The organism is Duganella sp. P38 (assembly GCF_050859475.1).
Lineage (GTDB): Bacteria > Pseudomonadota > Gammaproteobacteria > Burkholderiales > Burkholderiaceae_D > Rugamonas.
The window spans coordinates 4,323,870-4,336,960 of sequence record NZ_CP193936.1; the positions used below are offsets into that span (position 1 = coordinate 4,323,870).

The 13,091-nt window shown below is 63.5% G+C and carries 12 protein-coding genes and 1 pseudogene; 2 read left to right on the forward strand and 11 right to left on the reverse strand.

Annotated features, from left to right (window positions below):
• Positions 1 to 11: 11 nt before the first annotated feature.
• The 8 genes from ACRQ5J_RS20060 to ACRQ5J_RS20095 form a co-directional block, all read right to left on the reverse strand.
• Positions 12 to 377, reverse strand: coding sequence for a response regulator (locus tag ACRQ5J_RS20060; protein ID WP_432379200.1), 366 nt, complete (start codon positions 375 to 377; stop codon positions 12 to 14).
• A gap of 35 nt (positions 378 to 412) precedes the next feature.
• Entirely contained in the window at positions 413 to 919 is a 507-nt protein-coding gene (locus tag ACRQ5J_RS20065) for a chemotaxis protein (RefSeq protein WP_432383697.1), read from the reverse strand.
• 63 nt (positions 920 to 982) lie between these two features.
• Positions 983 to 1,939, reverse strand: coding sequence for a flagellar motor protein MotB (gene motB / locus ACRQ5J_RS20070; RefSeq protein WP_432379202.1), 957 nt, complete (start codon positions 1,937 to 1,939; stop codon positions 983 to 985).
• A 37-nt stretch (positions 1,940 to 1,976) separates the two neighbouring features.
• Entirely contained in the window at positions 1,977 to 2,837 is an 861-nt protein-coding gene (motA, locus tag ACRQ5J_RS20075; RefSeq protein ID WP_432379204.1) for a flagellar motor stator protein MotA, read from the reverse strand.
• Between the two features lie 57 nt (positions 2,838 to 2,894).
• On the reverse strand, positions 2,895 to 3,740 hold the full coding sequence (locus ACRQ5J_RS20080; protein WP_432379206.1) for a class I SAM-dependent methyltransferase: 846 nt from the start codon (positions 3,738 to 3,740) through the stop codon (positions 2,895 to 2,897).
• A gap of 7 nt (positions 3,741 to 3,747) precedes the next feature.
• Positions 3,748 to 4,296 carry a flagellar transcriptional regulator FlhC gene (flhC, locus tag ACRQ5J_RS20085; protein WP_432379208.1) on the reverse strand — a complete coding sequence of 183 codons (549 nt, stop codon included), beginning with the start codon at positions 4,294 to 4,296 and terminating at the stop codon, positions 3,748 to 3,750.
• 17 nt (positions 4,297 to 4,313) lie between these two features.
• Positions 4,314 to 4,631, reverse strand: coding sequence for a flagellar transcriptional regulator FlhD (flhD, locus tag ACRQ5J_RS20090; RefSeq protein ID WP_090177486.1), 318 nt, complete (start codon positions 4,629 to 4,631; stop codon positions 4,314 to 4,316).
• A 220-nt stretch (positions 4,632 to 4,851) separates the two neighbouring features.
• Positions 4,852 to 5,097, reverse strand: coding sequence for a hypothetical protein (locus ACRQ5J_RS20095; protein ID WP_432379210.1), 246 nt, complete (start codon positions 5,095 to 5,097; stop codon positions 4,852 to 4,854).
• A 115-nt stretch (positions 5,098 to 5,212) separates the two neighbouring features.
• Here ACRQ5J_RS20095 and kynU point away from each other — a divergent pair.
• Both kynU and kynA read left to right on the forward strand, forming a co-directional pair.
• A pseudogene (kynU, locus tag ACRQ5J_RS20100) lies at positions 5,213 to 6,462 on the forward strand (kynureninase).
• 16 nt (positions 6,463 to 6,478) lie between these two features.
• On the forward strand, positions 6,479 to 7,351 hold the full coding sequence (kynA, locus tag ACRQ5J_RS20105) for a tryptophan 2,3-dioxygenase (RefSeq protein WP_432379212.1): 873 nt from the start codon (positions 6,479 to 6,481) through the stop codon (positions 7,349 to 7,351).
• Here kynA and ACRQ5J_RS20110 read toward each other — a convergent pair.
• From ACRQ5J_RS20110 to ACRQ5J_RS20120, 3 genes are all read right to left on the reverse strand, one after another.
• Positions 7,325 to 9,292 (reverse strand): CocE/NonD family hydrolase, encoded by a 1,968-nt coding sequence (locus ACRQ5J_RS20110; RefSeq protein WP_432379214.1) that lies wholly within the window; start codon positions 9,290 to 9,292, stop codon positions 7,325 to 7,327. The genes kynA and ACRQ5J_RS20110 overlap by 27 nt on opposite strands.
• A 133-nt stretch (positions 9,293 to 9,425) precedes the next feature.
• Positions 9,426 to 11,336: a molecular chaperone HtpG gene (htpG, locus tag ACRQ5J_RS20115; protein WP_432379216.1), complete on the reverse strand. Its 1,911-nt coding sequence runs from the start codon at positions 11,334 to 11,336 to the stop codon at positions 9,426 to 9,428.
• Between the two features lie 50 nt (positions 11,337 to 11,386).
• Positions 11,387 to 12,841: a PLP-dependent aminotransferase family protein gene (locus ACRQ5J_RS20120; RefSeq protein WP_432383698.1), complete on the reverse strand. Its 1,455-nt coding sequence runs from the start codon at positions 12,839 to 12,841 to the stop codon at positions 11,387 to 11,389.
• Positions 12,842 to 13,091: the final 250 nt, after the last annotated feature.

Below are 13,091 nucleotides of genomic sequence, written 5' to 3' on the forward strand. Positions count from 1 at the left end.
GACGCGCCTTATCAGCCGATGACCTTTTTGACGACCTCGATGAGCCGCTGTGGGTCGAAAGGCTTGACCAGCCAGCCGTTGGCGCCGGCGGCGCGGCCCTTGGCTTTCATCTCGTCGGAGGACTCGGTGGTCAGCATCAGTATCGGGGTTTTGGCGTAGGCCGGCAGCTCGCGCAGCAGCGCGATCAGCTGCAAGCCGTCCATGCGTGGCATGTTCTGGTCGGTCAGCACCAGGTCGACGCTCTGCAGCTTGGCCTTGTCCAGGCCGTCCTGACCGTCCACCGCTTCGACCACCTGGTAGCCGGCAGCCTTGAGGCTGAAGGCAACCATCTGGCGCAGGGAGCTGGAATCATCAACTGCAAGTATAGTCTTGGCCATCTTCTTCTCTCTTGTAAATCACGTTTGTTGGGTGGTTAAAACAGCTCGATGTCGCCGCTTTCCAGGTGCTGCTGACTGACGGCCTTGCGCAGCACGCTGCGCAGTTCCAGACTCTGTATCGCCAGCGCCATGCTGACCTTGCCGAGCAGTTCGACGATCTGCTCGTTGTCGCTTTCGGGCAGCATTTCAGCGCCGTGCGCGCCGAGCGTGCCGAGGAATTCGCGCAGGCCGGTCACGCGCTTGAGCGTGCGGTCCAGCAGCTGGCTGGTCATGTCCTGGAATTGCAGGCTGGTGATGGCGGCGTTGACATAGCCGCCCACCTGGCCCTGCAGCGCCTCGAGCTGGGCGCGCTGTTCGGGCGTGACGCTGCCGCCGTCCAGCAGCAGCTGGATGGTGGCCTGCTCCGCCGCCACCGTCTGGTGGATGGCCATGAAGTTGTAGGACAGCTTTTCGATCGCTTCCTCCAGCAGCAGGCCAGTCTGGATCAGGTCGGTCTCGACTTCGGTCAGGTGCCGGCGACCGTGGTCAGACACGCCGGACAGCAGGCGCTTGACGTGGGAACCCAGAATTTTTTTCTCGTCATAACAGTCTCGTTCTTTACTACTTTATTTGCGTACCGGCGGCCCGGCCGGCTTGGCCGGCGCGGCCGCGGCGGCGCCGATGCCGGCGGCGTCGTCGACATCGCCGACCTCGATCTTGCGGCCGTCGCGCAGCACATTGTCCTCGGCCCGCTTGTTCATCACCACGATGCTGATGCGGCGGTTGATCGGGTTGAACGGGTCGGCCTTGTCGAGATTGATGGCCGAGGCCAGCCCGACCACGCGCAGCATCTTGGCATCCTGCATGCCGCCGGCGATCAGCTCGCGGCGCGAGGCGTTGGCGCGGTCGGCCGACAATTCCCAGTTGCCGTAGCCGGCGTCGCTCATGTACGGCGTCGAGTCGGTGTGGCCGGACAGCGTGATGCGGTTGGGCACGTCATTGAGCACGAAGCCGATCTCGTGCAGGATCTCCTTGGTGTACGGTTGCAGCTCGGCCTTGGCCAGCGCGAACATCGGGCGGTTCTGCTCGTCGACGATCTGGATCCGCAAGCCCTCGCTGGTGATGTCGAGCAGCAGCTGGTCCTTGTATTTCTTCAGCAGCGGATTGGCCTCGATCTTGTTCTCGATGCGCTGCTTGAGCGCCTGCAGCCGCTGGTTTTCCTCGGCCTCCAGCGCCGCCTTCGCGGCGGTCAGGTTATAGGTCTTCTTTTCCTGCGGGTCGTCGCTGGCCTTGACCTGGCCGTCGCTGCGGGTCAGGTCCTTGCCGCCGCCCTTGATGATGGACGAGCTGTCGCCGCTGCCGGAACCGCCCTGCATGGCCACCTTCAGCGGCGTCTTGAAGTATTCGGAAATGCCGTTGAGGTCGCCCTTGGTGGTCGAGCCCAGCAGCCACATCAACAGGAAGAAGGCCATCATCGCGGTCACGAAGTCGGCGTACGCGATCTTCCAGGCGCCGCCGTGGTGGCCGCCGCCATGCTTCTTGATGCGCTTGACGATAATAGGCCGCAGGCCCTCTTCAGCCATGATTGATCCTTACGCTAATAACAGTGTGCCGCATGGCTTACTTCGACTTCGATTTCTTGATGTGGTCTTCCAGCTCGTTGAAGGTCGGGCGTTCGGTCGAGTACAGCACCTTGCGGCCGAATTCCACCGCCAGCGCCGGCGCGTAGCCGTTCAGGCTGGCCAGCAGCGTGACCTTGACGCACTGGTACATCTTGGTCGACTCTTCCAGCTTTTGCTCCAACAGGCTCGACAGCGGCGCGATGAAGCCGTAGGCCAGCAGGATGCCGAGGAAGGTGCCGACCAGCGCGTGCGCGATCAGGATGCCCAGCTCGGCCGGCGGCAGGCCGACGTTTTCCATCGTGTGCACCACGCCCATCACCGCCGCCACGATGCCGAAGGCCGGCATGCCGTCGCCCAGGCGGGCGATGGCGTGGCCCGGCGCGGCGCCCTCGTGGTGGTGGGTGTCAATTTCGATATCCATCAGGTTCTCGATCTGGAACGCGTCCATATTGCCCGACACCATCAGGCGCAGGTAATCGGTGATGAATTCCACGATGTGATGGTCTTCCAGCACGGTCGGGTATTTGCTGAACAGCGGGCTTTGCTCCGGGCTGTCGATATCGCCTTCGATCGACATCAGGCCTTCTTTGCGCACCTTGGACAGGACGTCGAACAGCAGCGACATCAGCTCCATATACAGGTCCTTGGTGTAGCGCGAGCCCTTGAGCAGGGTCGGCAGCGCGGCCAGCGTGGCCTTCAGCGTCTTGCCGTTGTTGCCGACGATGAAGGCGCCGATCGCGCCGCCGCCGATCATGACCAGCTCCAGCGGCTGGAACAAGGCGGCCAGGTGCCCGCCGGCCATGGCATAGCCGCCGAACACGCCGACCAGGACCACCACATATCCGATGATGACTAACAAGTGTACTGACTCCCAGAGCGAAAACCGGCCGAATTGTTACGAAGCGGGCCGGTTTTTTCAAGAATTTACATATAGAACTACAATAGCCTGAGTCGGGGGCGGCGGGCAAGTGAATAACGTCAAATGATGCTTAAAAGTACCATATATACAGGGGATTTCCGCTTCAGTGACTCGAATGATGCTATCGGGCGGTGTTTCCGTGATGATAAATTCATAGCTTATAAGCATCGAACCGGGACGCATTTCGGCGCGCGCCTTGCGCCACAATCCGCTCATGGCGGCCGGCGACAGGTAGGCGAACACCAGGTCGAACTGGCTGAAATCGAGGTCCTCGTAGTCGCCGCGCAGGAAGCGCGCGCGGCTGCGGCCGAGCGTAGCGCGCAGCCAGCTGACCAGCCATGGCAGCGGCGCCAGCTCGATGCCGACCGCGTCGGCGTCCGGCCGCACCCGCGCCATATATAAGGTGAAGCCGCCCAGGCCGCTGCCGACATCGACCACGCGCACCGGCTTCCCGGCCGGCAGCAGCTGGCGCACCGCGTCCCACACGGCCGGGCCGGACGGGTAATACGGCACCTGGGTGCGGAAGGTCGACCAGTACCAGCCGAGCAGCAGCAAAAAGCCGGCGCCGAACAGCCATGGCGGCAGTTGCAGCGCCAGCGCGGTCAGCACCGCCAGTGGGAACAGCAGCTGGATCACGCGCCACCAGGCGGCCAGCGCCAGCTTCCACGTCAGCAGCGCCGCCAGCACGCCCTGGACGAGCGCCAGCGCCAGATAATCGACCGGTAAACGGAAACTGGCCATCACATACAGGATGGCCAGGGTCAGCGGCAAGGCGCCGCATTGGATCAGCATGGCCCGCACGGCGGGCGCGCGGATGATGCGTGGAAGATAAGCGTCGGTCACGCCGGCATTATGCCGCGATTGCCTCCGCCTCGCGCGACTTTTTGGTCTTGCCGGCGCGCGAAGGCATGTGGCACAGGCCGCAGACATAGCTGCCGTGCAGGTCCATGGCGTTGACCACGTATTTGCCCTGGCACTTGTTGCACGGCGCCAGTTCCAGCATCTTGCTGCTGAAGAAGCGCACCAGGGTCCAGGCGCGGGTCAGCGACAGCAGCGGCTCCTCGCCCGGCTCCGGCGGCATTTGCTCCAGGTACAGCTTGTAGGCCTTCATCACCGCTTCGATGCCCGTGGCGCCGGCGTGGGTCACCAGGAAGCTGTGGATGTTGATGAACAGCGAGGAGTGGATATTCGGCTGCCAGGTCAGGAACCAGTCGGTCGAGAAAGGCAGCATGCCTTTTGGCGGCGACACGCCCTTCAGCTCTTTATACAGCTTGAGCAGGCGCTCGCGCGACAGCGACACTTCCGATTCCAGCAGTTGCAGGCGGGCGCCCAGCTGGATCAGTTCGATGGCCAGCTGAATTTCCTGGGCTTCCGACACAACACTTTTCTTGGCGGCCATGATCTGCGCTCCCGGAATTAAACGATTTCTTCGACTGGCTGGCCGGCCATCAGGATGGCGGCGTGCGACTGGGCCAGGACGCGGTCTTTATTGTAGTTGGTCAGCATCGACAGGATGGCGCTGTCGTCGAAGCGGAAGCGGGCCAGCATCATGTTGCCGCCTGCCAGTTTCAGGATTTGCGCGTTGCTCATGCCTTCGATCAGGTCGGCGATTTCAGCGGCGATGCCCAGACGGAAGATCGCGGTGACTTTGTCGGCGCGGATCATCTGCTGAGCCAGCATCAGGTAGCTCAGGTTGGCGTCGCGAATTTCAGCCATCATATCGTTTGCGGTCATTTTCCCTACTCCTTGCGGTTTTCTCTCTGTCGGAACACATTTGCGTTTCCGTTGAGATACATTCTGCTTGAGCAACAAAAACACGAGAAGAGGAAACACTCCGTATTTTTCGTCGGGAAATAGCGGGCACGACCTGTCGGTGTTTGTCTTACAAACACTCGCAGATCTTCATCTACGCCCTTGCGGCGCAGGTTTCTTGCGGGATACAAGTTTCAAAAATTCATCCCTTTAAATCGAAAAATAAAGCGGCAAAGCGACTCTTTTTTACGACATCTAAACCGGTAACGGCAGCGTTTTGGAGAACTTTAGGGTTTTGACGAAAAAATTTTAAAAATTTTTTTGCCTTGCTCACGCGGTTTGCTGCGCATCTAGGAAGGGTAACGGCAGGGTTTTGGGGAACTTTAGGGGTTTTTTGAAAAAAATCGAAAATTTTTTTCCCGTCATTCCCGCGACGGCGGGAATCCATAGGGCGCGTCCGGCCAACTCGGCATGGATTCCCGCCTTCGCGGGAATGACGTGGAGGAGCCCGGAGAATATTTTCCGGTTAAACTCCCTGCTTTAGACCTCAACAACTATCCATAATGACAACTCGCACCCACTGCCTGGAACGCGACGCCCAGGATCCGCTGGCCGCGCTGCGCGACCAGTTCGACCTGCCAGCCGGCGTTATTTATCTGGACGGCAACTCTCTCGGCGCCCGCCCCAAGGCTTCCCTCACCCGCGCCCAGCAGGTCATCGTCCAGGAATGGGGGCATGACCTGATCCGCAGCTGGAACAGCGCCGGCTGGTTCGAGCTGCCCAAGCGCCTGGGCAAGCTGCTGGCGCCGCTGATCGGCGCCGCCGACGGCGAAGTTGTGGTCACCGACACCACCTCGGTCAACCTGTTCAAGGCACTGGCCGCCGCGCTGCAGATGCAGGCGGCCGACCCGGCGCGGGCCGGCCGCCGCGTGATCGTCACCGAGCGCTCGAACTTCCCCACCGATATCTATATGGCCCAGGGCCTGACCGCCTGGCTCGACCGCGGCTACGCGCTGCGCCTGATCGATAGCCCGGACCAGCTGGCCGGCGCCATCGACGCCGACGTGGCCGTGGTCATGCTGACGCACGTAAATTACCGCACCGGTTATCAATACGATATGCAGGCCGCCAGCGCCCTCGCCCACGACGGCGGCGCGCTGATCATCTGGGACCTGGCCCACTCGGCCGGCGCGGTGCCGGTCGACCTGCATGGCGGCGGCGCCGACCGGCCGTGGGCTGCACCTATAAATATCTGAACGGCGGCCCCGGCGCGCCGGCCTTTATCTGGGTGCCAAAAAAGCATCAGGCCCGCTTCCAGCAACCGCTGTCGGGCTGGTGGGGCCACGCCGCGCCATTCGCCATGGCGCCGGACTTCACGCCGGCCGACGGCATCGCCCGCGCGCTGTGCGGCACCCAGCCCATCGTTGCGCTGGCCCTGGTCGAGTGCGGCCTTGACGTGCACCACCAGGCCAGCATGGCGGCGATCCGCGCCAAGTCGCTGGCGCTGACCGACCTGTTCATCGATCTGGTCGAGCAGCGCTGCGCCGCCCATCCGCTGGAACTGGTGACGCCGCGCGAACACGCCAACCGTGGCAGCCACGTCAGCTTCACCCATCCGCACGGTTATGCGGTGATGCAGGCGCTGATCGCGCGCGGCGTCATCGGCGACTACCGCGAGCCGGCCATCATGCGCTTCGGCTTTACGCCGCTGTACACCAGCTATGCCGACGTGTGGGACGCGGTGGAAATCCTGCGCGACATCCTGGACCGCAAGGACTACAACATCGACGCCAAGCGCGACGCCGTGACCTGATAACGAGAGCAAGAATATGAGCGACAACAAACCAGCCAGCGGCTGCCCGATGCATGCGGCGGCGCCAGCGAACGCCGAATGGCACGGCGCGCAAATGGACTTCAGCAATGCGATGAGCTACGGCGACTATCTGGGCCTGAACCAGATTCTGCACGCCCAGCATCCGCTGTCGCCGAACCACAACGAGATGCTGTTCATCATCCAGCACCAGACCAGCGAACTGTGGATGAAGCTGATGCTGCACGAGATGCGCGCGGTGCGCACGCACATCCGCGCCGACGATCTGCCGCCGGCGTTCAAGATGCTGGCGCGCGTGGCGCGCATCATGGACCAGCTGGTGCACGCCTGGGACGTGCTGGCCACCATGACGCCGCCGGAATACACGGCCATCCGCCCTTACCTGGGCGCGTCGTCGGGCTTCCAGTCCTACCAGTACCGCGAGATCGAGTTCATCCTCGGTAACAAGAACGCGGCGCTGCTCCATGTCCACGCCACCACGCCGGAATACCCGCTGCTGCAGGAAGCGCTGCGCACGCCGTCGATCTACGACGAGGCGATCCAGCTGCTGGCGCGCCACGGCCTGCCGATTTCGGCCGCACGCCTGAACGCCGATCCGGCCCAGCCAACCGTGGCCGACGAATCGGTGCAACAGGCCTGGCTACAGGTCTACCGCGACCCGACCCGCTATTGGGCGCTGTACGAGCTGGCCGAGAAACTGGTCGATATGGAGACTGCCTTCCGCTTCTGGCGCTTCCGCCATGTCACCACCGTGGAGCGCATCATCGGCTTCAAGACCGGCACCGGCGGCACGGCCGGCGTGAGCTACCTGCGCAAGATGCTGGACGTGGTGCTGTTCCCCGAGCTATTTGCGCTGCGCACCGCCCTGTGACACCAGCGGCAGCGCGATGTAGCTGTCTTGGTAGATGCGCTGGGTGGCTTTCCTGTAGTCCGCCGGCTGCGCGTGGAAGATGTTCTGCACGTACGTCTGCGGATTGCGATCGTACAGCGGGAACCAGCTGGACTGGATCTGCACCATGATGCGGTGGCCGGGCAGGAACACGTGGTTGGCCGTCGGCAGCGCGAAGCGGTATGGCAGCGGCGCGCCGGCCTTGATCGGCTTCGGCGTTTCCAGGCTTTCGCGGTAGCGGCCACGGAAGATATCGGCCGATATCATTAGCTGGTAGCCGCCCAGTTCGGGCTGCGACGCCACCTGATCCGGGTAGACGTCGATCAGCTTGACCACCCAGTCGGCATCGGTGCCGGTGGTGGCGGCCAGCAGGTGCGCGACCGGCTCGCCGCTGATTTTGACCGGCGCGGTCAAAACGTCGGTGGTGTAGGTCAGCACGTCGGTGCGGCCCGAGGCTTCGCGCTGGTCGTCGACCAGCCAGCGCGGCCAGGTCTGGCCCTTGGCCTCGTCATAGCCGACCGCCATGATCGGCCGCGCGCGGTACGGCACCGGCTTGGCGGGATCGGAGATGTATTCGTCGTAAGCGTTGCGCTGCGCCGGCGCGCCGGGTGCAGCGGGAATCGCGCTGCTGAGGTTCAGCGATCCATTGGCGCCCAGCTTCAGCGCCGTCGGCGCGATGGCGCCGCTGGCGCCGCTGGCAGGCCAGCTGTCGAGCATGCGCCATTTGTTGGTGCCGGTCTCGAACGCCGTCACCGGCGCGATCTGCGCCGCCAGCGCCCCGGGCGAAGGCTCGTCCTTCAGATAACGGTCGAGGAATGGCCGCAGAATCTCTTCGCGGAAGTACAAGCCGGTATCGCTATTGAACTTGATCGGTCCAAGCTTGCCGCCGTCGCCATCCTGGCCGCCGTGATTCCATGGCCCCATTACCAGGAACACCTTGCTGTCCTTGTCGTTAGGCTTGATCGCCTTGTAGACGGCAATCGCGCCATAGATATCCTCGGCATCCCACAGGCTATGCACCAGCAAGGTCGGCACCGTCACAGGGCGCCCGGCCAGGATCTTGTCGACCGCCTGGCTTTGCCAGAAGGCGTCATACGAAGGATGCGCCAGCACCTTGCGCCAGAAGCCACTCTGCTCGACGCCGCGCTGGCGCGCCAGCTCGCCCGCCGAGCCGGCGCGCAGGAAGGTATCGTAATCGTCGTAGGTGCTGGTGAACCAGCGCGCGTCGTTGCGGCGCGTGACCACCTGCTCCAGGATGTACGGCAGGTTCACCTGGCGGAACGCGCCATTATGGAACCAATCGTCGCCGCGCCAGTTATCCACCATGGGGTTCATCGGCACCGCCACCTTCAGCGCCGGGTGCGGATTGACCAGCGCCACCAGCGGCAGATAACCGTCATACGAACCACCGATGATGCCGACCTTGCCGTTCGACTCAGGCACGTTTTTGGTCAGCCACTCAATGGTGTCCCAGGTATCGGTGGAATGGTCAATCGCAGTCGGGTTGAACTCGGTGCCGGCCATCGGACGGTTCATCACGTAATCGCCCTGCGAACCGTATTTGCCGCGCACGTCCTGCACCACCCGGATGTAGCCGCCCTTGACGATAACGTCGGCCTGGTTGTCGTAGCCCTGCAGGATGGATTCCATCTGCGCGTTTTCGGACTGGCTGGTCATGCCGTCGGCGCCGTACGGGGTGCGGGTCAGCAGCATCGGCGCCTTGCGCGCGTGGCGCGGCAGCACGATGACGGTATTCAGGCGGACGCCGTCACGCATCGGTATCATGACCGTGCGCTTGATGTAGTCGAAGCTGTCCACCGGCGCCTTGAATTCTTCAGGCGTCTCGCTGGGCAAGGTGGATTGTGCGTGTGCGGAGAGGACGACGCTGGCCAGAACGGCCAGCGCCAGTGCGGATTTCTTCATGAACGCCCCGGTGTGTTGTGAACCGCTAAAGTATCACAACCCCGTCATTCCCGCGAAGGCGGGAATCCATGGAGCGCCGATCAGGCCACCCTGCATGGGTCCCCGCCTTCGCGGGGACGACGGAGACGGGGGCTTACTTCGCCAGCAGCAGCTCGTTCAAGCGCTTCACGAAAGAAGCCGGATCGCTCAGCGAACCACCTTCAGCCAGCAGCGCCTGATCGAACAGCAGGTTGGACCAGTCGCTGAACGAGCTAGCCACGTCCTCGGCCTTCAAGCGCTGCACCAGCGGGTGATCCGGATTGATTTCCAGGATAGGCTTGGACTCCGGCGCGTTCTGGCCAGCAGCCTTCAGCATGCGCAGCAGATTACCCGACAGCTCATTCTCGTCCGCCACCAGGCAGGCCGGCGAATCGGTCAGGCGGAAGGTCACGCGCACGTCCTTGGCTTTATCGGCCAGCACGCCCTTCATCTTCTCGACCAGGTCCTTGTACGAAGTTTCGGTTTCCTCGTGCTCCTTCTTCTCGGCTTCATCTTCCAGCGCGCCCAGATCGAGACCGCCCTTGGCCACCGACACCAGTTCCTTGCCTTCGAACTCGGTCAGGAAGGACAGCATCCACTCGTCCACGCGGTCGGTCAGCAGCAGCACCTCAACGCCCTTCTTGCGGAAGATTTCCAGGTGCGGGCTGTTTTTCGCGGCGATATAGTTATCGGCGGTGACGTAATAGATCTTGTCCTGGCCTTCCTTGGCGCGCGACAGGTACTGCTCCAGCGACGTGGTCTGCTGGTCGTTGTCGTTGGCGGTCGAGGCAAAGCGCAGCAGCTTGGCCAGGCGGTCCTTGTTGGCCGCGTCCTCGCCGATGCCCTCTTTCAGTACCTGGCCGAATTCGGTCCAGAAGGTCTGGTACTTGTCTTTCTTTTCCTGCTCTTCGGCGTTCGCCAGTTCTTCCAGCATGCCGATCACGCGTTTGGTCGAGCCGTCGCGGATCACCTTGACGTCGCGCGACTCCTGCAGGATTTCACGCGATACGTTCAGCGGCAGGTCGGCCGAGTCGATCACGCCTTTGACGAAGCGCAGGTAGGTCGGCATCAGCTGCTCGGCGTCGTCCATGATGAACACGCGCTTGACGTACAGCTTGAGGCCACCGCGCTTGTTGCGGTCCCACAGGTCGAACGGCGCCTTGGCCGGGATGTACAGCAGCTGGGTGTACTCGCTGCGGCCTTCGACGCGGTTGTGGGTGTGGGTCAGCGGCGGCTGGAAGTCGTGCGACACATGCTTGTAGAACTCGTCGTACTGCTCCGGCGTGATGTCGGATTTGCTGCGGGCCCACAGCGCGCTAGCCTGGTTGACGGTTTCCCATTCGTCTTTGACGACGGTTTCCTTCTTCTCTTCGTCCCACTCTTCTTTCTGCATCACGATCGGCAGCGAGATGTGGTCCGAGTACTTGCGGATGATGGATTTGATCTTCCACGACGACAGCAGCTCGTCCTCGCCTTCGCGCAGGTGCAGGATGATGTCGGTGCCGCGGCCGACCTTCTCGATCTGCTCGACCGAGTAGTCGCCTTCGCCGCTCGATTCCCAGCGCACGCCTTCCGAAGCCGGCGCGCCGGCGCGGCGGCTTTCGACGGTGATCTTGTCGGCGACGATGAAGCCCGAGTAAAAGCCCACGCCGAACTGGCCGATCAGGGCCGCGTCCTGCTGCTGGTCGCCCGACAGCTTGCCGAAGAATTCCTTGGTGCCGGACTTGGCGATGGTGCCGAGGTGCGAAATAGCCTCGTCGCGGCTCATGCCGATGCCGTTGTCGGAAATGGTGATGGTGCGCGCCGCCTTGTCGAAAGCGACCTTGATTTTCAGCTCATGGTCGTTGCCGTACAGGGCGTCGTTGTTGATGGCTTCGAAACGCAGCTTGTCGGATGCGTCGGAGGCGTTGGAGATCAGTTCGCGCAGGAAGATCTCTTTGTTCGAATACAGGGAGTGGATCATCAGCTGCAGCAGCTGCTTCACTTCGGCCTGGAATCCAAGGGTTTGTTTTTCGGTGTCAGCCATTTTTAAATAGTCTTTTGGTTAAGATTGCAGGAAAGTGGGGATTATAAAGGCTATTTCAAGAGCTCCCGTTCCAGGAAACGCCACACGGCCGGGTCCTGCATCGCCGCCACATTGAGGCGCATGCGGGTCGACGGCAGCTGCTTGGGCGAGAACAGGCTGCCCGGCGCCAGCAGCAGGTTGTGCGCCATGGCGCGCTCGGTCAGCACGTTGGTGTCGCGGCCGGCGTCGGCCCATACAAACATGCCGGCCGGCGGCGAGCCGTCCACCGTCAGGCCGATGCGCTCCATCTGGCGCAGCGTCTTGGCGCGCAGGCCGTCCAGCCGCGCGCGCAGGCGGTCGGCGTGCTTGCGGTACGAGCCCTCGGACAGCACCTTGTACACCACTCGCTCGCCGATGTCGCTGGTGGTCAGCGTCGACAGCATCTTGCGGTCGGCCAGGCGCTCGGCACGCTCCGGCGAGGTGGCGATGAAACCGACCCGCAGGTTGGCGGCCATGGTCTTGGAGAAGCCGCTCAGGTAGATCACCCGCTGCAACTGGTCCAGCGCGGACAACCGCGTGGCCGGCTGCACGGCGCTGCCGGGATGCAGGTCGCAGTAGATATCGTCTTCGACGATGATGAAGTCGTGTTCCTCCGACAGGCGCAGCACCTGGAAGGCCTTGGCCGCCGACAGCGAGGTCGAACTCGGGTTGTGCAGCACCGAATTGATGATGTACAGCTTGGGCTTGTGCAGTGCCGCCAGTTCGGCCAGCCGGGCGATATCCGGGCCGTCGGCCAGGCGCGGGATGCCGATCACTTTCGCCCCCAGCGCGGCGAAGGAGCCGAACATCAGGAACCAGGCCGGATCGTCGACGAAGATGGTGTCGCCGGGACGGGTGAATTCGCGCGCCACCAGGTCCAGCGCCTGCGTGACGCCGGCGGTGGTGAGGATCTGCTCCGGCGCGGCGGCGATTTCCAGTTCGGCGAGCTTGTGCTGCAATTGCTGGCGCAGCGGCAGGAAGCCTTGCGGCACGCCGTAGCTTAATAATAGCGTCGGGTTCTGGCGGCTGACGGCGCGCAGCGCGTTGGCGACGGCCGGGCCGTCCAGCCATTCCGGCGGCAGCACGCCGGAGCCCGGCATTTGCTGGTGCGGCATCTGGCGGAACATGTTCCGCACCAGCCAGACCACGTCAATCGGCTTGCTGTCGAAGCCCGACCTGGCGGCGCGCAGGGCAGCCGTGGCGGCGCCGCCGGCCTGGCTGGCGTCGGCAGCGTTCAGCGCCATCGCCGGCCGTTCGCGCACGAAGAAACCGGCGCCACGGCGCGATTCCAGGTAGCCGGTGGCCACCAGCTTGTCATACGCGGCCACCACGGTAAAGGCCGACACGCCGTGCGAAGCGGCAAACGCGCGGATCGACGGCATGCGCGCGCCGCCGCGCAGCAGGCGGTCGTCGATGCGCGCAGCCACCGAGCGCACGATCTGGTCGATCAGTGTTTCCCCCGATTCGCGCAACAGCAGGCCAAGCATCGGCCCGGCCGACCCGCGCGCCGGCGGCAATAACGACCGGGACGCGCCGCGCCCAGCGCCAGGGGACGCGGCCTCCGCCCCGCCACCACCGCCACCACTACCGCCACCGATGCCACCGGCACCACCGGCACCGGCACCAGCCTGCGCCGCTGTGCGCGCAGTGGACCGTGCTCCATCGCGGCCGGCGGCGGCCGGCGCCGGCGTCGGCACCCGCACCGAGGTAGTCGACGGGCCGGGCGCAGGCGCGGCC